At 64.6% G+C, this 18894-nt stretch carries 15 protein-coding genes; 5 read left to right on the top strand and 10 right to left on the bottom strand.

Annotation, left to right across the window (positions count from 1 at the left end):
* Positions 1 to 44: 44 nt before the first annotated feature.
* The 6 genes from LB529_RS18065 to LB529_RS18040 all read right to left on the bottom strand — a co-directional run bounded on the left by LB529_RS18065 (position 45) and on the right by LB529_RS18040 (position 8788).
* Positions 45 to 770, bottom strand: a complete 726-nt coding sequence (locus LB529_RS18065; RefSeq protein WP_224711861.1) for a hypothetical protein — start codon at positions 768 to 770, stop codon at positions 45 to 47.
* Between the two features lie 12 nt (positions 771 to 782).
* Positions 783 to 1322, bottom strand: a complete 540-nt coding sequence (locus LB529_RS18060) for an invasion associated locus B family protein (RefSeq protein WP_224711860.1) — start codon at positions 1320 to 1322, stop codon at positions 783 to 785.
* A 100-nt stretch (positions 1323 to 1422) separates the two neighbouring features.
* Entirely contained in the window at positions 1423 to 5808 is a 4386-nt protein-coding gene (locus tag LB529_RS18055) for a YadA-like family protein (protein ID WP_224711859.1), read from the bottom strand.
* Entirely contained in the window at positions 5805 to 6260 is a 456-nt protein-coding gene (locus tag LB529_RS18050; RefSeq protein ID WP_224545685.1) for a hypothetical protein, read from the bottom strand. The genes LB529_RS18055 and LB529_RS18050 overlap by 4 nt, the downstream gene beginning before the upstream one ends.
* 181 nt (positions 6261 to 6441) lie before the next feature.
* Complete coding sequence (locus LB529_RS18045) at positions 6442 to 6870, bottom strand: AraC family transcriptional regulator (RefSeq protein WP_224545686.1); 429 nt, start codon at positions 6868 to 6870, stop codon at positions 6442 to 6444.
* 394 nt (positions 6871 to 7264) lie between these two features.
* Positions 7265 to 8788 carry a helicase HerA-like C-terminal domain-containing protein gene (locus LB529_RS18040; protein WP_224711858.1) on the bottom strand — a complete coding sequence of 508 codons (1524 nt, stop codon included), beginning with the start codon at positions 8786 to 8788 and terminating at the stop codon, positions 7265 to 7267.
* Between the two features lie 245 nt (positions 8789 to 9033).
* On the opposite strand from LB529_RS18040, the gene LB529_RS18035 reads away from it, so the two are divergent.
* Entirely contained in the window at positions 9034 to 10476 is a 1443-nt protein-coding gene (locus tag LB529_RS18035) for a methylmalonyl-CoA mutase subunit beta (RefSeq protein ID WP_224711857.1), read from the top strand.
* Positions 10473 to 12593, top strand: a complete 2121-nt coding sequence (scpA, locus tag LB529_RS18030) for a methylmalonyl-CoA mutase (RefSeq protein WP_224711856.1) — start codon at positions 10473 to 10475, stop codon at positions 12591 to 12593. The genes LB529_RS18035 and scpA overlap by 4 nt, the downstream gene beginning before the upstream one ends.
* Before the next feature lie 304 nt (positions 12594 to 12897).
* Here the strand turns inward: scpA and greA are convergent, their stop codons facing one another.
* On the bottom strand, positions 12898 to 13380 hold the full coding sequence (gene greA, locus LB529_RS18025; protein WP_140845738.1) for a transcription elongation factor GreA: 483 nt from the start codon (positions 13378 to 13380) through the stop codon (positions 12898 to 12900).
* A 106-nt stretch (positions 13381 to 13486) separates the two neighbouring features.
* Between greA and LB529_RS18020 the strand changes: the two genes are divergently transcribed.
* Entirely contained in the window at positions 13487 to 14863 is a 1377-nt protein-coding gene (locus LB529_RS18020) for a TIGR03808 family TAT-translocated repetitive protein (protein WP_224711855.1), read from the top strand.
* Here the strand turns inward: LB529_RS18020 and LB529_RS18015 are convergent.
* Positions 14860 to 15672: a class I SAM-dependent methyltransferase gene (locus LB529_RS18015; protein WP_224628703.1), complete on the bottom strand. Its 813-nt coding sequence runs from the start codon at positions 15670 to 15672 to the stop codon at positions 14860 to 14862. The genes LB529_RS18020 and LB529_RS18015 overlap by 4 nt on opposite strands.
* Before the next feature lie 179 nt (positions 15673 to 15851).
* On the opposite strand from LB529_RS18015, the gene LB529_RS18010 reads away from it, so the two are divergent.
* Both LB529_RS18010 and LB529_RS18005 read left to right on the top strand, forming a co-directional pair.
* Entirely contained in the window at positions 15852 to 16133 is a 282-nt protein-coding gene (locus tag LB529_RS18010; protein ID WP_140845735.1) for a DUF1778 domain-containing protein, read from the top strand.
* Positions 16133 to 16612, top strand: coding sequence for a GNAT family N-acetyltransferase (locus LB529_RS18005; protein WP_224711854.1), 480 nt, complete (start codon positions 16133 to 16135; stop codon positions 16610 to 16612). The genes LB529_RS18010 and LB529_RS18005 overlap by 1 nt, the downstream gene beginning before the upstream one ends.
* Here LB529_RS18005 and LB529_RS18000 read toward each other — a convergent pair.
* Together LB529_RS18000 and LB529_RS17995 are read right to left on the bottom strand one after the other, a co-directional pair.
* Complete coding sequence (locus LB529_RS18000) at positions 16605 to 17609, bottom strand: asparaginase (protein WP_224711853.1); 1005 nt, start codon at positions 17607 to 17609, stop codon at positions 16605 to 16607. The genes LB529_RS18005 and LB529_RS18000 overlap by 8 nt on opposite strands.
* A 54-nt stretch (positions 17610 to 17663) precedes the next feature.
* Complete coding sequence (locus tag LB529_RS17995; protein WP_224711852.1) at positions 17664 to 18830, bottom strand: acetyl-CoA acetyltransferase; 1167 nt, start codon at positions 18828 to 18830, stop codon at positions 17664 to 17666.
* Between the last annotated feature and the right edge of the window lie 64 nt (positions 18831 to 18894).

Raw genomic sequence — 18894 nt, 5'->3', positions numbered from 1 at the left:
TGCTCCAGTTGCAGCTATTCAGCAATCGACTGTCATGCCCGGCTCTAGCCGCCCATGCGCGCGACCGAGACGACGATGCAAGTGTTGCCGGTTGGGACCAGCAGCGCCTGGCCGGCATTGTCGGCCAGGTTGAAAAGCATCGTGTTCGAAAGATTGTCCGCCAGCAGGCTGCCCTTCGGGAGCGTTCCGGCGACTTCCTGGCAAGAGCGCGGGAATGGCGCCACGCGCATGAAGCCACCCTCGCAGCTCTGGCCTACAGGCGAGGCAAAAACGACGCCCGCGGCCTGCGTCTTGTAGTCCGGCAGGTTGTAGCTCATCCCGGCGACGGCCTGCACGGCATGGGTGTCGGGTGAGGTTTTGTCCCATTGCGTCTGGATCGCATAGGTCGACCCGGCAGTCAGAGCCTGCCCCATCGCGGCAAAGAGATTGGCGCAGGTGCGGACACCTGCCTGCGCGACATGCGCCTGAAATGGATTCTTGTTTGCCGAGGCGTCGACCGGCGCGGGCACGGCTTCGGCCGGCTTGCCCTGCATGGGCGCCTGCGCCTGCGCGGAGGCCGTGCCGGCGACGAATGTCCCAAGCGCGGGATAGAGACGGAACGACAGGACCACCGCCGCCGCGACCAAGACCGCGAACGCGCCGAGCAGCGCCGTGTTTCGCGCCAGGCGCCAGCCTGGCGAACGCTGTGGCGGTGGACTTGCCGGCGGCTCCGGCAGCGCGACCGGCTGGGAGTGCGTCAGGATTCTGTCCTCGATGGATTGGCGTGTCATCTCGAAGTCTTTCTAGTTGATGGCCGACAGCGCGGTCTTGAGTCCCTTGAACGGGGCATCAAGGTTGACGGTCGCCCCCGACGGCAGGGAATAGGAAACCTGGACCGTGGTCTCTTTGCCGATCTGCTCGCGAAGCACCGGGCCGACGGGCACATAGCCGACGCAAACCGACGCATCGCAACCCTGCAGTTGAACGTCGACCGGCTGTTTGCGGCCGGCAAGTCTCAGCGAAAGCTTGCTGGCCTTACCTGCCGCGCTTGGAGTCCGCAATATCATGAAGGGTTTGCCTTTCTCGTCGGCCGCGAGCGACCAGCTGAAGACCAACGCCTGGCTTTGATCGATGAAAGACTGGCCGATGTTGCAGACCTTCTTCCTGGCCTGCAGGTTCTCGTCGCAAATCAGCGTCCAGTTCTCGAACGGACGAGTGGTGCGCTGATAGTCGCCAAGCTTCACGCCCGCGGGCACCGCGACGTCGGAAGGCTTTATCCGATAGGCGGGCTGGGCCGCCTCCTGCCCGGCCGCGCGCGGGCCGGACAGGAGCAGGCAAACCATGCAAAGTGCCACGGCAGAGACGGCTCGCCCGACCGTGGACGGGCTGCTTGCCTGAGCATGATCATTCGCAGAACCGCTACGCACTTTTCGTGATCACGCTCTAGTTCAGGGTAAAGCTGACACCCGCGCCGACACCCCAGTGCCCGCCCGCCGTCGTGCCCGAAACGTTCGCTCTCGCCCGGCCGTCCTCGCTGGTGTAACCGGCGCCGAAAGCCACGGCGCCTTCGCCGCGCCAGTAGCCGCCGCCGGCCGCCACGCTCAACTTGCCCGGACGGTCGTCGTAGCGCAGCGAGGCGGCCGCAAGGCCGATCGCGGCGGCCTGCCGCGCCTCGCCCCGAGCCTCGCCCATATCCATGTTGAGTTGGCTGAGCTTGGAGTCGGTGTAGGCATTGGCCTGCTGCAGCGTGGTTGCCGCCACCTGGTTGGTATAGGCCTTGGAGTTGTCGAACGTTGTCGCCAGCCCGTTGTTGAACTGCAGCACGTTGACTGCATCGGTATCGGCGGTGCCAGCGCCGACATTGTGGATGACGACAGGCGCATTCACGTCGCCGCCGACGAGCGTCAGCGAATTGGACTTGGTGCCGTCCGGGTTCTTGTCATACTGGACGGCGAACTCATTCAGATTGCCGACACTTCCCTGCACTGCTTCGACAGCCTGGTTGGTCGCGTAGAGCTGGCTGCCGTTGATGGCGTCGGTGGAGGAGGCACTGATCCGCCCCGCCGCCACGTTGGTGACGGTGCGCTCGTTGCCGACGCTGCCGACGCTAACCGTGCTCGTCGGAGCGGTTCCGGCGAAGGTGTAATTGACGCCGTTGATTGTCGTGCCGGTGGTGGCGACGGCCGCGGCGGTCGTCGAGCCGGCGCCGAGCGCGACGCTGCCCGGCTCATTGGCCGTGGCGCCGGCGCCGAGCGCCATGGACTGGGCGCCGTTCGCGGTCGAGTTGGTGCCGAAGGCGATGCTGTCGGCCTGATTGGAGGTCGCGTTCTGGCCGATCGCGATGCCGCCCGGTGCCGTCTGCTGGACGATGGCGCCGTTGCCCATGCCAATGCCGTTGTCCCCGTTGACGGTGGTGCGCGGGCCGATCGCGACCGACTCGGCGCCGACAGCCAGCGAGTCCGGGGCGCTCGAATTGGCGTGGAAGTACATGGTCCCCGTCACAGCGAAGGAGCTCAGCGCGCCCTTCAGCTGGCGAAGCGTGACCGCGTCCTGGTCCTGCGTGCCGTCGGCCACGTTGATGATCTGGCGATAAGCGGTGGATGTACCCACCGAGACGGCGCCGAGCAGGCTCATATCCGCGGTGTTGTAGGGAATGAGGCCGGTGCCGGAGAGGATCGATCCCGACGCGGGCGCGACCGCGCGATCCGAAACCGAGCCGGAGCCCAGCGCCACGCCGTCGGCGATGGTGACCGCGGTGCCGCGGCCGAGGGCCAGGGAATTGGCGGCGGATGCGGTCGCCTGATAGCCGAGCGCCGAGGAGCCAACCCCTTGCGCGAAGGCGTCGGTGACCGGCAGCGTGGTGTCATTGGTGCGCACATAGCGGATGCCGTCGCCATTGGCGTCCGTGTATGCAGTCGAGGTGTCGCCGGCAAAATTGTTGATCGTGTTGCCGAGCGTGGTGATGTCGGCGGTGTTGGCGGCGATATCGGTGGTGTTCTGCGTCACCTGCTGGTTGGTCGCGAAGAGCTGCGAGCCGTTGACCGCATCGGTCGAGGAGTTGCTTAACCGCCCTGCCGCGACGTTCTGGATTTGGCGCTCCGCGCCCACCGAACCGACCGAGAACGCGCCCGCCGGGGTTCCGCCGGCGAAGGTGTAGTTGACGCCGCCGATCGTCGTGCCGCCGACATTGGTCGTGGCGCCGGTAACGGAATTCAGGCCGATCGACACGTCGCCGGTGTTGGTGGCGACGGCATTCGGGCCAATCGCGACCGAATCCGTCCCCAGAGCCTGGGAATCGGCAAGCGTCGAATTGGCGTGGAAGTACTTGATGCCGCCGCCGGTGTTGATGTTGTTGATCGTGTTGCCGAGAGTGGTGATGTCGGCGGTGTTGGCGGCGATGTCAGTGGTGTTCTGCGTCACCTGCTGATTGGTCGCGAACAGCTGCGAGCCATTGACCGCGTCGGTCGAGGAGTTGCTCAACCGCCCGGCCGCGACGTTCTGGATCTGGCGCTCCGCGCCCACGGAGCCGACCGAGAATGCGCCCGCTGGAGTTCCGCCGGCGAAGGCGTAGTTCACACCGCCTATCGTTGTGCCGCCGACCACCGTCGTGGCGCCGGATACGGAGTTCAGGCCGATTGCCACATCGCCGGCGTTGTTGGCCACGGCATTGGGGCCGATCGCGACCGAATCCGTCCCCAGAGCCTGGGAGTCGGGCAGCGTCGAATTGGCATGGAAATACTTGATGCCGGCACCGGTGTTGATGTTGGTGATCGTATTCCCGATGTTGGCGATATCGGTCGTGTTCTGCGTCACCTGCTGATTGGTGGCGAAAAGCTGCGAACCGTTGATGGCGTCGGTCGAGGCGTTGCTGAGCCGGCCCGCGGCGAGATTGGTGAGGGTCCGCTCCGCGCCTGGAGCGCCGATGCTGACGGTCGAGGTCGGCGTCGTGCCGGCGAAGGCGTAGGTCGTGGTGCCGATCGTCGTGCCGCTGGTGCCGACTGCAGCGACGGTCACCGAGCCGGAGCCCAGGGCGACGTCGCCGGAACTCGCCGCCGCAGTCGCGCCATTGCCCAGCGCGACATTGCCGGCGAGACCGGCGGCGCCAGCGGTGGAGCCATTGCCCAGCGCCACGGAGCCTTGCCCGATCGCCTTATTGTTGTTGCCGATCGCCACCGCGCCGGCGGCCTGATTTGCGGCGGTGGCGCTGGCCGTGCCGTCGCTGTTGGCGATGTTGTTGGCGCCGCCGGTGAAGGCGCCGGTACCGCTGGCATAGCTTGGATCGCCGATGGCGACCGCACCGTCACCATAGGCTTCGTTGCCGTAACCGATGGCGACCGCCTTGCCGCCGTCGGCCACCGCGCCCGTGCCGATCGCGACAGAATCGGCGGTGATCGCGCTGGCGGCGGTGCCCATGGCGACCGCGTTTACGTCCTGTGCCACGGCGCCCGCTCCAACTGCCGTAGAGCCTGCCGCTGTCGAGACGGCCGACGTGCCGATGGCGATGGAATCGTCACCGCCGGCAGTGGACGAACGGCCACCCGCGAACGCGCGGGCACCGGTGGCTTTGGAGGCGGCACCAATCGAAGCGGATTCCGCTCCCGTCGCATTGGCTCCGACGCCGAGTGCGGTGCTGCCGATCCCACCAGCGCTGGCGCTGACGCCGGCAGCGAGAGAATTGTCTCCTGCCGCGCTCGATCCAGACCCGAATGAGGAGGCGTTTGCGCCGCTGGCAACGGCGGTGTTGCCTACGGCAGTGCTGGCGGAGCCGCTCGCAATTGAAGTAGTGCCCATCGCAACGGCGAAAGCGCCGGAGGAGCGCGAATTGGTGCCGATCGCGATGCTGTTGGGCAAAGCCGTGTTGGCCTGAAGGCCTGCCTGTGCCCCCAAGCCGAGCGCAATAGACTGGTTGCCCCAGGCGCTGGCCGTGTTACCCATCGCCGTGGCGCTCGTTCCCGTTGCCTTGGTCAGTATGCCTATGGCAACGGTGTTTTGCTGAGACGCCGTCACATCGGTGCCAAGAGCGATGGCGCCCTGCGCAGTAGCGCCCGCTCCCGCAAGAGTGCGCCCGCCGATATTGATGGAGTTGATCTGTGTAGCGACCGACTGGAAGCCGATTGCGATGGCATTCTGGTTGCTTGCGGTGGCGGAAGTACCTTGAGCAAAGGCATCTATTCCCGACGCAACAGATGAATTGCCAATCGCGGTACTGCGCAGCCCGGTGGCTTGGGTCCCCCAGCCGCCGGCAAAGGAGGTGGCGCCGCTGGCCAAGGAACTGACGCCGACGGCTGTGGCGTTGCCACCCGAAGCAACGGAGAAGGTTCCCAGGGCGCTGGCACCCGCGGCGGTTGCACTGGAGCTGACGCCGATCGCTACCGTATTGACGTTGTTCGAGATTGTGCCGGAGCCCAGCGCCACCGCGCCGCCAGGGCCGGTGGCCGACGCGGTTCGGCCGATAGCGACAGAGTATTGCGCTGTTGATTGAGCCTGGAAGCCGAGCGCTATGGCCCAGTTGAGGCTGGCGGTTGAGCCATTTCCGATCGCTATGGTCTCGGGAGCGGTCGCGGACCCGCCGCCAGCGGCATATTGCGCTTGCGCCGGCGCCGCGAACAGGAACAAAGCGGCGGCCGATGCAATATACCCAAGGCTTGCGCCGACGCCGAGTTTGCCGAGCCCACATCCCTTGCGTCGCATGCCGAGCACGCGATGCGCGTTGCGCAGCGTCGCCATCAGGCGGCGGCGCAGCGAACGGCTCTCGGGAGCGCCGGAGACCCAGTTTCCAGCAAATCGGGCCGGCCCGCGCTGACTGATACGTTCTTGCCTGAAGTTCATTGCGAGAATGCCTCCTTTGGTGGGTCGCGCTCGATAACGGCAGGTTCCGCCGACCCTGCCGCCAAAGCGTGTCTGCTCGAAAATGGGACGATCACATCGGCGCCGCGCGCGAGCAGCGCGTGGCCCTGTTTTTCCCCGATCGCCTCGACGCGATCGAGCGTGTTTTCAAGCCAGGCGTCACCCGCCTCGGGCACAGCCTGAAGCGCCGCGGCAACCCGCTCCGGCGGGATCAGCCGCTCGAGATAGGACCGCACCGCCGCCAGATGGACGGCAGGCGCGTCATGCGCGTGAACGACGGTCGTGAGGCCGTAGAGATAATGGGCCAGCAGCATGTCCTGCTTGGCCAGGGGCACGCCATCTCCATAGCGCTTCTCAAGCGTCCTCGATGCCGACTCCAGCCAGTAACCGATCTCCTCGGAAAGGCTCCGGCGAACCGCCGTGTCGTCGCTCATGTCCCCTCGGCCAGCTTAGAATCCGAATACCGGATTTGCTGCAGAAAGACAGGTTTTCCGGGGCTCGTATTCCAACAAATTGCTGTTTATCTGAAAATATACCGTAGGTCTTCCATGGGTTAACGCAAAATTACTTTAGTAATACCTTTTATAAGCCGATCCATAGATAACTGCGCGGGAATTAGCCCTGCCTGCCGGCCCCCGATTGAACCAGCCTCTCTCGCACCTGCATTGGCGTCACGTCGCGGTATTTCTTCATCGTGGTGGTGAGATGGCTCTGGCTCGAGAAGCCGCTCAGATAGGCGATGTCCGTGATCGACATGCGCCTGTCGGCCAGCAGCTTCTCGGCAAAGTCAAGGCGAAGGGCAAGAACATATTGATGCGGCGTCACGCCGAACGTCTTGGAGAAAGCACGGGCGAAATGGTAAGGCGACAGCCCGCACACAGCGGCCATCTCGGCGAGCGAAAGCTTGCGCGAAAAGTTTTCGCTCAGGAATTGCGCCACGAGGCGAGCGTGGCCGAGCGACAGCCCACCTTTCGCGTTCAGCAGCGGCCGCCTTTCAGGAGGAATTTCCGAATACCAAGCTTGCAGATCGTCATCGCGCCGCAACTTGGACTCCTGGTGCTCAGCCCTCCGCAGTCTTGGCCCAACCTTAGCGGGCGCTTTCGGTTCCCTGGCCACAATGATTCGTGATCGCACGTGCTGTCGGCGCCATCCAGTTTGCCCCCCGGCAACAGCACGTCAAAGGCCATGATTTGGCGCGTCCGGTATTTCATGAAATTGCGGTTCCGTTGGGAAAAGTTCCCTTGCGAAAAGTTTTAGCTGCCACGGATGGGGCTCATCCGTCGACGAGTAAGATTTGATCGTCGCTAGGTAACGAGGACGGCTCTCAGGGGGGCGCATTTCCGTGACGGATTCGCGCGACGGCAAGCGGATCTCACCCGGTATCAAAGGTTGCGATGCATGATTCGCGTCGCGCCGAGCGCGGTACCGCCTCTCCGCTTCAGCGGCCTCTCGCCAGGCTGCCCAAAATCCCGCGCACGATGGCGCGGCCGACGGACGAGCCGACCGAGCGCACCACCGACTTGATGGCGGCTTCGGCAACGGTCTGGCGGTTTGAGGACCGCCGGTTGCCTGTCCCAAGGACATCATCGAAGCCCGGAATGGTCCAGCGCGAACCGCCGCGGTTCTGCTGCTGTGCCTGGGCCTCGGCGTCCTGCGCCTCCTTGGCCTTTTTCTGCAGCATTTCGAAGGCCGATTCGCGATCGACGGTCTCGTCATACTGGCCGGCGACCGGGCTCTCGGCGATGATCTTGCGGCGCTCTTCGGGCGTGATCGGGCCGAGCCGCGATGACGGCGGCCGGATCAGCGTGCGCTGGACCATGGCCGGCACGCCCTTGTCCTCCAGCATCGAGACCAGCGCCTCGCCGGTGGCAAGCTGGGTGATGGCGGTGGCGCAGTCGAAATCGGGATTGGGCCGGAAAGTCTCGGCAGCGGTGCGCACCGCCTGCTGCTCGCGCGGCGTATAGGCGCGCAGCGCATGCTGGACGCGGTTGCCGAGCTGGGCCAGCACCTTTTCCGGAATGTCCAGCGGGTTCTGGGTGACGAAATAGACGCCGACGCCCTTGGAGCGGATCAGCCGCACCACCTGCTCGACGCGGTCGATCAGCACCTTCGGCGCATCCTCGAACAAAAGATGCGCCTCGTCGAAGAAGAACACCAGCTTCGGCCGGTCGAGATCGCCGACCTCTGGCAACTCCTCGAACAGCTCCGACATCAACCAGAGCAGGAAGGTGGCGTAGAGCCTGGGATTCATCATTAGCTTGTCGGCGGCCAGAACGCTGATCGCGCCGCGGCCGTCGCGCGTGGTGCGCATGATGTCGGCAATGCGCAGCGCCGGCTCGCCGAAGAAGTTCGCTGCGCCTTGGCTCTCCAGCACGAGCAGCGTGCGCTGGATGGCGCCGACCGAAGGCTTGGTGACATTGCCGTAGCGCGCGCTGAGTTCGTCGGCGCGCTCGGCGATGTTGGCGAGCAGCGCCTGCAGGTCCTTCAAATCGAGCAGGAGAAGACCCTCTTCGTCGGCGATGCGGAAGGCGATGTTCATGACGCCCTCCTGCGCTTCCGTGAGGTTCATCAGCCGCGACAAAAGCAGCGGCCCCATCTCCGAAATGGTAGCGCGGATCGGATGGCCCTGCTCGCCGAACAGGTCCCAGAAGATGACAGGGAATTCCTGGAATTGATAAGGATCGAGCTTCACCTGCTCGGCGCGCTTGACCAGGAAATCCTTGGCCTCGCCCATCATGGATATGCCGGAAAGGTCGCCCTTGATATCGGCGCAGAAGACAGGCACGCCGGCGTTGGAAAAGCCCTCGGCCAGGACCTGCAGGCTGACGGTCTTGCCAGTGCCCGTGGCCCCGGTGACGAGGCCGTGGCGGTTGCCGTAGCGCAGCAGCAGCTCTTCGGCGCGCTGATAGGAATCGTCGGGCTTGCGGCTGGCGCCGATGAAGATGCTGGTCTCGTCAACCATATCCGGTCTCCGCAATCTGTTTCGCTCAAAGCCTCACCCGACGTATAGTAACGCCAATCGCATGCGGCAATGCCCGGTATCGTTTTGGGGTGCATCGAATTTGGCCTTTGGCGCTTGCGGATTTTGCGCATGTTTGGCAATCGATTGCCTGGCCGCGAGAACCGGCCGGATGGCGCATTGTGATATCCGGTTCCTGACCTTAGATTGGTTGGACCGGCTGATGCGGCCAAGAAGCGAGGAGAGCGATGGGCGCCGGCGCCTTGACCAGGGATGTCGACCTTCTGAACCCGGACGCCAAGCGTTGGCTGGCGCTGGCGGAAAAGGCCCTTGCCGGCGGTTCCTTCGAGGAAAAGCTCGTCTCCCACACCGATGACGGCATCCGCATCGAGCCGCTCAGCCAACGCTCGACGACCGCCGAGCCGTTGCCGCGCACAAATCCGACCGCGCCTTGGATCGTCAGTCAGCGCGTCGACGACCCGGATGTCGCCCGGGCCAGCGCGCAAGCCCTGGAAGACATCGCCCAAGGCGCCACCGGCCTGTCGCTTGTCTTCGAGGGTGCGCCGAATGCCTTCGGCTACGGCTTGCCGCGCACCGCGGAGGCGCTGGAAAGGGTGCTCGACGGCGTGCCGCTCAACCGCGTTCAGGTGCGCATCGACGCGCACCCCTGGAGTCGCGCCGTGGCCGACTGGCTGCTGGCTTTCCTGAGCCGCCGCCGCTCCGATCCGGCCAAGCTCAACCTTTCCTTCGGCATCGACCCGGCAGCGATCTTCGCCGGAACCGGGCGGCTGCGCACCTCGATCGAGGCGCTGCAGGAATCGATGCCGCAGTCGCTGGCGCATTTCTTCTCGATGGGCGTGCCGGGCGTGCTGCTCGAGGCCGACGGCCGCGTCTTCCACAATGCCGGCGCCACCGAGGCGCAGGAGCTCGGCACGATGATGGCATCGGTCGTGTCCTATCTCAGAATGTTCGAGAAGGCGCGCCAGCCGCTGGTCTATGCGGCGCCCTATATCGGCTTCGCGCTCAGCGTGGACCAGGACCAGTTCCTGTCGATGGCCAAGGTGCGGGCATTGCGCAAGCTCTGGGCGCGCGTCCAGGAAGCCTGCTCTATCCCGGCCTCGACCGCCAGCATACATGCCGAGACCTCGTATCGCATGATGACGATGGCCGACCCGGAGACCAACATCTTGCGCACGGCGATCGCGGCCTTTGCGGCGGCAACCGGCGGCGCAGATTCGATCTCGATCCTGCCGCACACCATCACGCATGGGCTGCCGGCCGGCTTTGCCCGCCGCGTCGCCCGCAACGCGCAGCTCATCATGTCCGAGGAGAGCCATATCGGCCGTGTCGCCGATCCGGCCTGCGGCTCCGGTTCGGTCGAGGCGCTGACCAACGATCTCTGCGCCGCGGCCTGGGAAGAATTCCAGCGCATCGAGGCCGAGGGCGGCGTGCTCGCCAGCCTGCAGCAGGGCTATATCCAGAACAGAGTGCAGACGGCCGCCGCCAAGCGCAACGGCGCCTACCGATCGGGCGAGCGCGGCATTGTCGGCACGACGCTTTACCGCGCGCCGGCGGAGCGTCCGGTCGAGACGCTGCCGCGGGAACGGCGTCCAGCCCTGACCGAAGGCGTGGCGACCTGCGAGCCGCTGTTTCCGGTGCGCATCGATCAGTCGATCGGAGCCGGATCATGATCCCGGATTTCAGCCAGATCGGCTGGTCGGAGCCGCGTCGCGCGCCGGTCGAGATCAAGGGCCAGCGGATGACGCCGGAAGGCATCGCCGTAAAACATCTCTACACGGAAGGCGACCTCAAGGGGCTTGCCAATCTCGACACCTATCCAGGCCTGCCGCCCTTCGTGCGCGGCCCCTACCCCACCATGTATGTCCAGCAGCCCTGGACGATCCGTCAATATGCCGGCTTCTCGACGGCCGAGGAATCCAACGCCTTCTACCGGCGCAACCTTGCGGCCGGCCAGAAAGGCTTGTCGGTCGCCTTCGATCTCGCCACGCATCGCGGCTATGACAGCGACCATCCGCGCGTCGCCGGCGATGTCGGCATGGCGGGCGTGGCGATCGATTCCATCCTCGACATGCGGCAGCTGTTCGACGGCATTCCGCTCAACGAGATGACGGTGTCGATGACGATGAATGGCGCTGTGCTGCCGATCATGGCGCTGTACATCGTGGCGGCGGAGGAACAGGGCGTCGCCCAGAACGATCTCGCCGGGACCATTCAGAACGACATTCTGAAGGAGTTCATGGTCCGCAACACCTACATCTATCCGCCGAAACCTTCGATGCGGATCGTGTCGGACATCTTCGCCTACACCTCCAGGCATATGCCGAAGTTCAACTCGATCTCGATCTCCGGCTACCATATGCAGGAAGCCGGCGCGACGGCCGATCTGGAGCTTGCCTACACCATCGCCGACGGCATCGAATATGCCCGCGCCGGCGTCGCCGCCGGCCTCGACATCGACCGTTTCGCGCCGCGCCTGTCCTTCTTCTGGGCGATCGGCATGAACTTCTTCATGGAGGTCGCCAAGCTCAGGGCCGCAAGGCTGCTGTGGTCGAACCTGATGAAGAAGAATTTTGCGCCGAAGGACGAGCGCTCGCTGTCGCTGCGCACCCATTGCCAGACCTCGGGCTGGTCGCTGACGGCGCAGGACCCCTACAACAACATCACCCGCACGATGATCGAGGCGATGGCGGCGACGCAGGGGCATACGCAATCGCTGCACACCAATTCCTTCGACGAGGCGATGGCGCTGCCGACCGACCACTCGGCGCGGATCGCCCGCAACACGCAGCTCATCCTGCAGAAGGAATCCGGCACCACGCGCATGATCGATCCTTGGGGCGGCTCGGCCTATGTCGAGCGGCTGACGCATGATCTGGCGGAGCGCGCGCTCGCCCATATCGAGGAGGTGGAAAGCCTCGGCGGCATGGCGGCGGCGATCGAAAAGGGCATTCCGAAGCTGCGCATCGAAGAAGCCGCGGCGCGAACACAGGCGCGAATCGATTCCGGCGAGCAAATTCTGGTCGGTGTCAACGCGCACCGGCCTGACGCGGATATCGAGGTCGATGTGCTGAAGATCGATAATGCCGAGGTGAAGGCCAGGCAATTGGCGAAGCTGCAGCGGCTGAAAGGCACACGCGACGTCGCGGCGCTGGAGGATGCGCTGGCGGCGCTGACCCGTGCCGCCGAGGGCGACGAGAACCTGCTCGAATTCGCGATCCGCGCGGCGCGCGCCAACGCTACCGTCGGCGAGATTTCGCTGGCGCTGGAAAAGGTATTCGGCCGCCACACGGCGGCGGTGCAGACGATCTCCGGCGTCTATCGCGAGGCGCTCGGCGACAACCCGGGGCTTGAGCGGCTGCAGGAGAAGATCGAAGCGTTCGAAAAGAAATCCGGCGGCAAGCCGCGCATCCTGGTCGCCAAGATGGGCCAAGACGGGCACGACCGCGGCCAGAAGGTGATCGCCAGCGCGTTCGCCGATCTGGGCTTCGACGTGACCGTCGGGCCGATGTTTCAGACGCCGGACGAGATCGCGAAGCTCGCGGTGCAGCACGACGTCGACATCATCGGCGCCTCCTCCTTAGCCGCCGGGCACCTGACGCTGATCCCCGAGCTCAAGGACGCGCTGAAAAAGCTCGGCCATGGCGACATGCTGATCGTCGCCGGCGGCGTCATCCCGCCGCAAGACTACGACGCGGTGCTGGCGGCGGGCGCGGCGGAGATCTTCCCGCCGGGAACCGTCATCCCGGAAGCGGCCAACCGGCTGATGGATCGGTTGCTGGTCGACTAGCGAGGGCTGCTGATTTGGCCAAAAGGCTGTTCTATGGAAATAGATGCAACCATGGCGCGATGATGTTCTGACAGTCGTCCAGAGGCTTGAGGACGGATCGGGGGCCTTGCTACTGCCACGCGAAATGCTTGACAGCTTGAGCCTCCAAGGTCGGCGATGAGCTCCAGATCGCCGAAACCGACGACGGCGTCATTCTAAGGCCAATCCGCCACGACAACTACAAACGGGAAATGAACGCTGCTCGCGATGTCGTGGACAAATACGAAGCTGGGTTGTTACAGCAGCTGGCAATTAGGCTTGGCTGCTAGTTCTCGACCTTGTCCGAGAGCTTGACGATTTCCCATTCCTTGCCGTTGACGGTCACGACCTCGCCGATCTTCTTGCCGAATAGAGCCACGGCCATCGGCGAGACATGGGAAATGCTGCCCTTCGACGGATTGGCCTCGTCCTCGCCGACGATGCGCCAATGCACCTTCCTGCCGTCATCGCCTTCCAGGGTGACGCCCATGCCGAAGCGCACCACATCGCTGCCCGGCTCCGGCACCGAAAGCTCCGCGCTTTCGCGTCGCGCGGTCCAGTAGCGCAGGTCGCGCGATACGACAGCGAGGCGCTCGCGGTCGCCACGCCTTTCAGCCTTGGCCATCAGGTCGCGCAGCTCGGCGAGATTGTCCTCGATCATCGCCAGGCCGCGCTCCGTCACCAGGTTGCGGTGCGTGCTGACCGGACGTTCGCCGACGCCGGCAATGGCGTTTTCGCTGTCTTCTTCGCGCGTGAAAGCTCTGCTCATGCGGTGAACTTAGGCTTGGCGAGGCGACTGCACAAGCGGTTTGCCGATGAGCCCGCCTTGGCACGATTCCTGCGACAGACAGGGCGAAACGCCAGGACCTGTGCCGATGTTGAACAGACGAACGCTGCTTGCCCGGACCGCCGGCTTCGCCGTTGCCGGCGTCTTTGCCGGCAAGGCATCGGCCAAGTCGCTGCCGGGCATCGAGATGGCCGCGATGCGCGGCTCGATCAACGCCACGGAGATCGGCGTGCAGCCGGGCGCGGTCGACGACCAGAGCAAGGTTTTTGCCAGGATGCTGGCCGAGGCCAGCGACCGCGACCAGCCGGTATTCCTGCCGCCGGGCAGCTATCTCGTCTCAAACCTGAAGCTGCCCGCGCGCGTGCGCCTGTCGGGTGTGCCAGGCGCGACTCGCATCGTCTATGGCGGCAACGGCCATCTGATGATGGCCGAACAAGCCCAGCATATCGAGCTCAGCGGGCTGGTGCTCGACGGCGCCAACCGCTGGCTAGCCGACTACACGCAGGGGCTGCTCGACCTGCGCCGTGTCGCCCATCTCGTCATCGACAATTGCCAGGTGACCGGCAGCGGCAAGAACGGGCTGGCGCTCGAGCATGCCGTCGGTCGCGTCGGTCGCTCGGATATTTCGGGTGCTGCAGATGCCGGCATCTATTCAGTCGAGGCCGGCGGGCTGGAGATTTCGGGCAATAACATTTCGGACTGCGCTAATGGCGGCATACTGGTGCATCGCTGGCAGGCTGCGGAAGACGGCACCATCGTCAGCTGCAACCGCGTGCAGAGGATCGGCGCGCGCAGCGGCGGCACCGGGCAGAACGGCAACGGCATCAATGCCTTCCGCGCCGACAACGTCATCATCTCCGGCAACGTCGTCTCCGACTGTGCTTTCACCGCGGTCCGCGCCAACAGCTCAAGCAATTTGCAGATCACCGGCAACACCTGCTCGCGCTCGGGCGAAACCGGGATCTATTCGGAATTCTCCTTCGAAGGCGCAATCATCAGCAACAATCTGGTCGACGGCGCCGCCAACGGCATCTCGATCGTCAATTTCAACGAAGGCGGGCGGATGGCCGTCTGCTCGAACAATATCGTGCGCAACCTCTCGACCATCGGCCCCTACACCGCTGACCCGCCCGGCTTCGGCGTCGGCATCAGCGCCGAGGCCGACACGACGGTGTCCGGCAACGTCGTCGAGAACGCGCCGCTCTATGGCATGCAGCTCGGCTGGGGTCCTTATCTGCGCAATGTCGTGGCGACAGGCAACATCGTCCGCAAGGCGGGCACCGGCATCGTCGTTTCGGTGGTCGAAGGTTCCGGCAGCGCCGTTATCTCGGACAATGTCATCGACGGCGCGAAAAACGGCGCCATTGTCGGCCAGCGCTGGGCCGATCCAATGACCGGGGACCTCACGCAGTCAACCGATACGGGCTACGCGCATCTCACCGTGGAGCGCAACAAGGTGAGTTAGGCCACGGCCACGATGATATGCGCCTGGATCTTGGCGGCAATTTCGCCGCTACCATGTCTGTCGGCTATTGCGGCTTCGGCGTAGTCAGTTGCCGACTCCAATCTTCCGGCCTCCCTGGCCTCGATCTCATTGCGAAGCACGGTGCCCTGACAGTAGGCGATGGCGGGAACGCGTGGCGAGGATGCGCGGCTCTGCTCGGCCCTGGTGTCGATCGTCACATCAGAGAATCCCGCGGCTTCGAGGTCGCTGCGGATCAGGTCCTTGTCGTGATAGCCATGCGGCGTGCGCGCCAGGAAGCGCGGCGGATCATGCGGAAATATCCTGGCGAGAGCATTCGTCACGTCATCGGCGAATATATTCTCCTCGATGCGATCCCAGACGCTGAAGAGGAAATGTCCGCCGGGCTTCAGCACCCGCTTTGCCTCGCGATAGGCAGCGGAACGGTCGGGAAAGAACATGGCGCCGAACTGACAACAGACGAGGTCGAAGGCCGCATCCTCGAAAGGCAGCTTCAGGGCATCCGCCTGGCGCCAGGTAATGCGGCTGTCAGGCCCCTGGCGCGAAGCCGCATAATCGAGCATCGGCTGGTTGAGGTCGGTTACGGTGTAGCTGGCACCAGGAGAGAGTTTCGGCGCCAAGGCACGGGTGACGGCTCCGGTGCCCGCGGCGGTTTCCAAAATGGCCAAGGGTGAGAAGGATGCCGCCCGTTGCGCGGCCTCCGCGGCATAGCCCTCGAAAATCAACGGCACCATATGACGATCGTAATTTTCCGGGATCGACCCGGCAAATACCTTGTCCGCTTCCAGCATAGCCAGCGCCCAGCATCCGATTGGTGGTGAGGGAGACTAGCAGAAACATGAACTCGCTGCTGTTCGGTTTTGCGTAGAACCGGCGCCGTCCAGGTCGCCAGCGAGGAAAATTGGCAATTTCAGAATTAGATACACATTGTGTATGCAAAAATGCTAAACCGGTAACGAAAGGATTTGCCATGGCTACCAAAAATCAAGATACCCACGCCAAGCCCGTCAATCTGCGCATCCGCGAGGATGTCCGCATCCTGATCGACCGCGCCGCGAAGATCCGCGGGAAGACCCGATCCGACTTCATGATCGACGCTGCCTACCGCGCAGCCGAAGACACGCTGCTCGACCAGACGCTCGTCAAGGTCGATGCCGAGAGCTATCGGCACTATCTCGATATCCTCGACCAGCCGCCGAGCGGCGAGGGATTCGCCCGCCTGATGAATGCGCCCAAACCTTGGCGGGACTGATGCTTTCGGCTCCAGCCCTTTTAGCCGATACGCATGAACTCGACCTTTTTCAAAGCGGGACCGACAGCCTGGATCAATGGCTTCGACGGCGTGCGCGCGCCAATCAAGTCGGCGGTGCGTCCAGAACCTATGTGATTGCGGAAGGTACGCGCGTCGTCGGTTACTACTGCCTTTCATCGGGCGGACTTGACCTGGCGGATGCGCCCGGTTCGATCCGGCGCAATATGCCCGATCCCGTACCCATGGCTGTGCTTGGCCGTTTGGCTGTCGATGCGAACTGGCAAGGCAAGGGTCTGGGTGTTGCTCTGCTGCAGGACGCGGTGCTGCGGACGGGCCAAGCGGCAGCGATTCTCGGCATTCGCGGTCTCCTGGTTCATGCCATATCGGATGAAGCCAAGACGTTTTATGAGCGCTATGGCTTCCAGGCTTCCCCAAAAAATCCGATGACTTTGGTGCTGTCGCTGAAGACGGCTAGTTGAGCGCCGTCGTCGGCCGCAGCAAGCCGACCTTCGCACCTTTGCGGCTTTCGATTGCGGGATGGGCGAGTTCGGTAAGCCTTGCCGCAACCGCCTCATCGTCGCGGAGCAACTTCGCCAGTACTGCGGCGATCATCACTTCGGCCCCCCTGCCCGCGCCGTCATCGCATTTCAAGGCAATGCCGAGGCCAAGTTCGGGCAATGTCGCGCAATAGACGCCTTCGGCGCCGGTCTTGACGAAGATGCGACCGGGTGCTGCCTGCATCAGCGCGACGTCGGCCCTGCCGGTGCCCGCGACCAGGAACGGCTCGGCCATGCAGGCCGAAAGCAGCCGCTTCGCCGCCTTGGCGCGCGCGGGCGCAAGGCCCCTGCCCGTCGCCATACGGGCAAAGCCCTGAGCAAAATTCTTCAACGGCACGGCGTAGGTCGGGATCGAGCAGCCGTCGATACCGCAATGGTCGACGTCATGCGCCGCGCCGGTCACGGACTGCATGGCGTCGCGCACCATCTCCTGCAGCGCATGGCCGGCTTTGACATAGCCGGCGTGGGAAATGCCGGCATGCACGCAGGTGCAGAGGAAACCGGAATGCTTGCCGGAGCAGTTGTTGTGCAAGGCGTTCGGCACGTTGCCGGCGCGAGCGAGCGCGATGGTGGCGTCGTGGCTCGAGGGCCAGTGCGCACCGCATTCCAGCGCCGTCCTGTCGAGGCCTGCCCTGGCGAGCATCGCGTTGGCCAATTCGACATGGGCCGGCTCGCCCGAATGCGAGGCGCAGGCCAGCGCCAGCTCGCGGTTGCCGAAGCCGTAGGCATCGGCGGCACCCGATTCGACCAGCGGCAATGCCTGGATTGCTTTCACCGCCGAGCGCGGGAACACCGGGCGGTCCGTATCGCCGATCTCCCAGACGGCCTTGCCGTCGGCGTCGAAGACGGAGACCGCGCCGCGGTGGGCGCTTTCGACCACCTCGCCGCGCGTGACTTCGACCAGAACCGGATTTGTCATGTTGCCTCCCGCACGCGCCGCCCTAAGGAGGGCGCGCTTTGATGCGGGCCGCTTCTACCTGATCCGGTCGAGGATGGAAACGTAGTTGGCGACCGCCGCGCCACCCATGTTGAAGATGCCGCCGAGTTTCGCGCCCGGCACCTGGATGCCGCCGGCTTCGCCGGTGAGCTGCATGGCTGTCAGCACATGCATCGAGACACCGGTAGCGCCGATCGGGTGGCCCTTGGCCTTCAGGCCGCCGGACGGGTTGACCGGCAGCCGACCGTCCTTTGCGGTCGTGCCATCCAGCGCCAGCCTGGCGCCCTCGCCTGGCTTGGCGAGCCCCATCGCTTCGTATTCGATCAGCTCGGCGATGGTGAAGCAGTCATGCGTCTCGACGAAGGAGAGGTCGGTGAGCGTGACGCCGGCCTTTTTCAGTGCCTGCTCCCAGGCGCGCTCGCAACCCTCGAAGGAGAGGATGTCGCGCTTCGACATCGGCAGGAAATCCTGGACATGTTCGTTGGCGCGGAAAGTTACGGCGCGGCGCATCCTCAGCGCCGTCGCCGTGTCGGTGAGAACGAGCGCCGCGGCGCCGTCGGAGACCAGCGAGCAATCGGTGCGCTTCAGCGGACCGGCGACGAACGGGTTCTTCTCGCTTTCCTGGCGGCAGAACTCGTAGCCGAAATCCTTGCGCATCTGGGCGTAGGGATTGTCGACGCCATTCTTGTGGTTCTTGGCGGCGATCATGGCAAGCGCGTCCGATTGGTCGCCATAGCGCTGGAAATAGGCCTGCGCGATCTTGCCGAAGACGCCGGCAAAGCCTGCCGGCGTGTCGCCATCTTCCGGCAGATAGGAGGCCTTGAGCAGGTTCTTGCCGATATCGGGTCCGGGCGTGGTCGTCATCTGCTCGGCGCCGACCACCAGCACGACACGGGCGGCGTTGGCGTCGATGGCGCGGATGCCTTGCCGGACGGCCGCGGAGCCAGTGGCGCAGGCGTTCTCGACGCGCGTCGCCGGCTTGAAGCGCAGCCGGTCATCGGCCTGGAGCACGAGGCTCGCGGTGAAATCCTGCGGCGAGAAGCCGGCGTTGAAATGGCCAAGCACGATCTCGTCGACATCGTCCGGGCCGATGCCGGCGTGGTCGAGCGCTTCGATGGCGACCTTGGTGATCAGGCCCTCCAGCGTCTCGCCTTCGAGCTTGCCGAAGCGCGAATGCGCCCAGCCGACGATGCATGCGGTCATGGCAGCCTCCATTTGCGCCGCAGCCTAGCACGATCGCGCGCGGCACGTGATTCAATATTGTTCA

This window comes from Mesorhizobium sp. CA5, assembly GCF_020165105.1.
GTDB lineage: Bacteria > Pseudomonadota > Alphaproteobacteria > Rhizobiales > Rhizobiaceae > Mesorhizobium.
Note: the sequence above shows the minus strand (reverse complement) of the source record. Positions and strands in the feature narration are given on the sequence as shown.

Bases quoted from the DNA above. Each gene is read 5' to 3' on its own strand.
- LB529_RS18065 (WP_224711861.1), bottom strand. From the start codon at position 770: ATGACACGCCAATCCATCGAGGACAGAATCCTGACGCACTCCCAGCCG.
- LB529_RS18060 (WP_224711860.1), bottom strand. From the start codon at position 1,322: ATGGTTTGCCTGCTCCTGTCCGGCCCGCGCGCGGCCGGGCAGGAGGCG.
- LB529_RS18055 (WP_224711859.1), bottom strand. From the start codon at position 5,808: ATGAACTTCAGGCAAGAACGTATCAGTCAGCGCGGGCCGGCCCGATTT.
- LB529_RS18050 (WP_224545685.1), bottom strand. From the start codon at position 6,260: ATGAGCGACGACACGGCGGTTCGCCGGAGCCTTTCCGAGGAGATCGGT.
- LB529_RS18040 (WP_224711858.1), bottom strand. From the start codon at position 8,788: ATGGTTGACGAGACCAGCATCTTCATCGGCGCCAGCCGCAAGCCCGAC.
- LB529_RS18035 (WP_224711857.1), top strand. From the start codon at position 9,034: ATGGGCGCCGGCGCCTTGACCAGGGATGTCGACCTTCTGAACCCGGAC.
- scpA (WP_224711856.1), top strand. From the start codon at position 10,473: ATGATCCCGGATTTCAGCCAGATCGGCTGGTCGGAGCCGCGTCGCGCG.
- greA (WP_140845738.1), bottom strand. From the start codon at position 13,380: ATGAGCAGAGCTTTCACGCGCGAAGAAGACAGCGAAAACGCCATTGCC.
- LB529_RS18020 (WP_224711855.1), top strand. From the start codon at position 13,487: ATGTTGAACAGACGAACGCTGCTTGCCCGGACCGCCGGCTTCGCCGTT.
- LB529_RS18015 (WP_224628703.1), bottom strand. From the start codon at position 15,672: ATGCTGGAAGCGGACAAGGTATTTGCCGGGTCGATCCCGGAAAATTAC.
- LB529_RS18010 (WP_140845735.1), top strand. From the start codon at position 15,852: ATGGCTACCAAAAATCAAGATACCCACGCCAAGCCCGTCAATCTGCGC.
- LB529_RS18005 (WP_224711854.1), top strand. From the start codon at position 16,133: ATGCTTTCGGCTCCAGCCCTTTTAGCCGATACGCATGAACTCGACCTT.
- LB529_RS18000 (WP_224711853.1), bottom strand. From the start codon at position 17,609: ATGACAAATCCGGTTCTGGTCGAAGTCACGCGCGGCGAGGTGGTCGAA.
- LB529_RS17995 (WP_224711852.1), bottom strand. From the start codon at position 18,830: ATGACCGCATGCATCGTCGGCTGGGCGCATTCGCGCTTCGGCAAGCTC.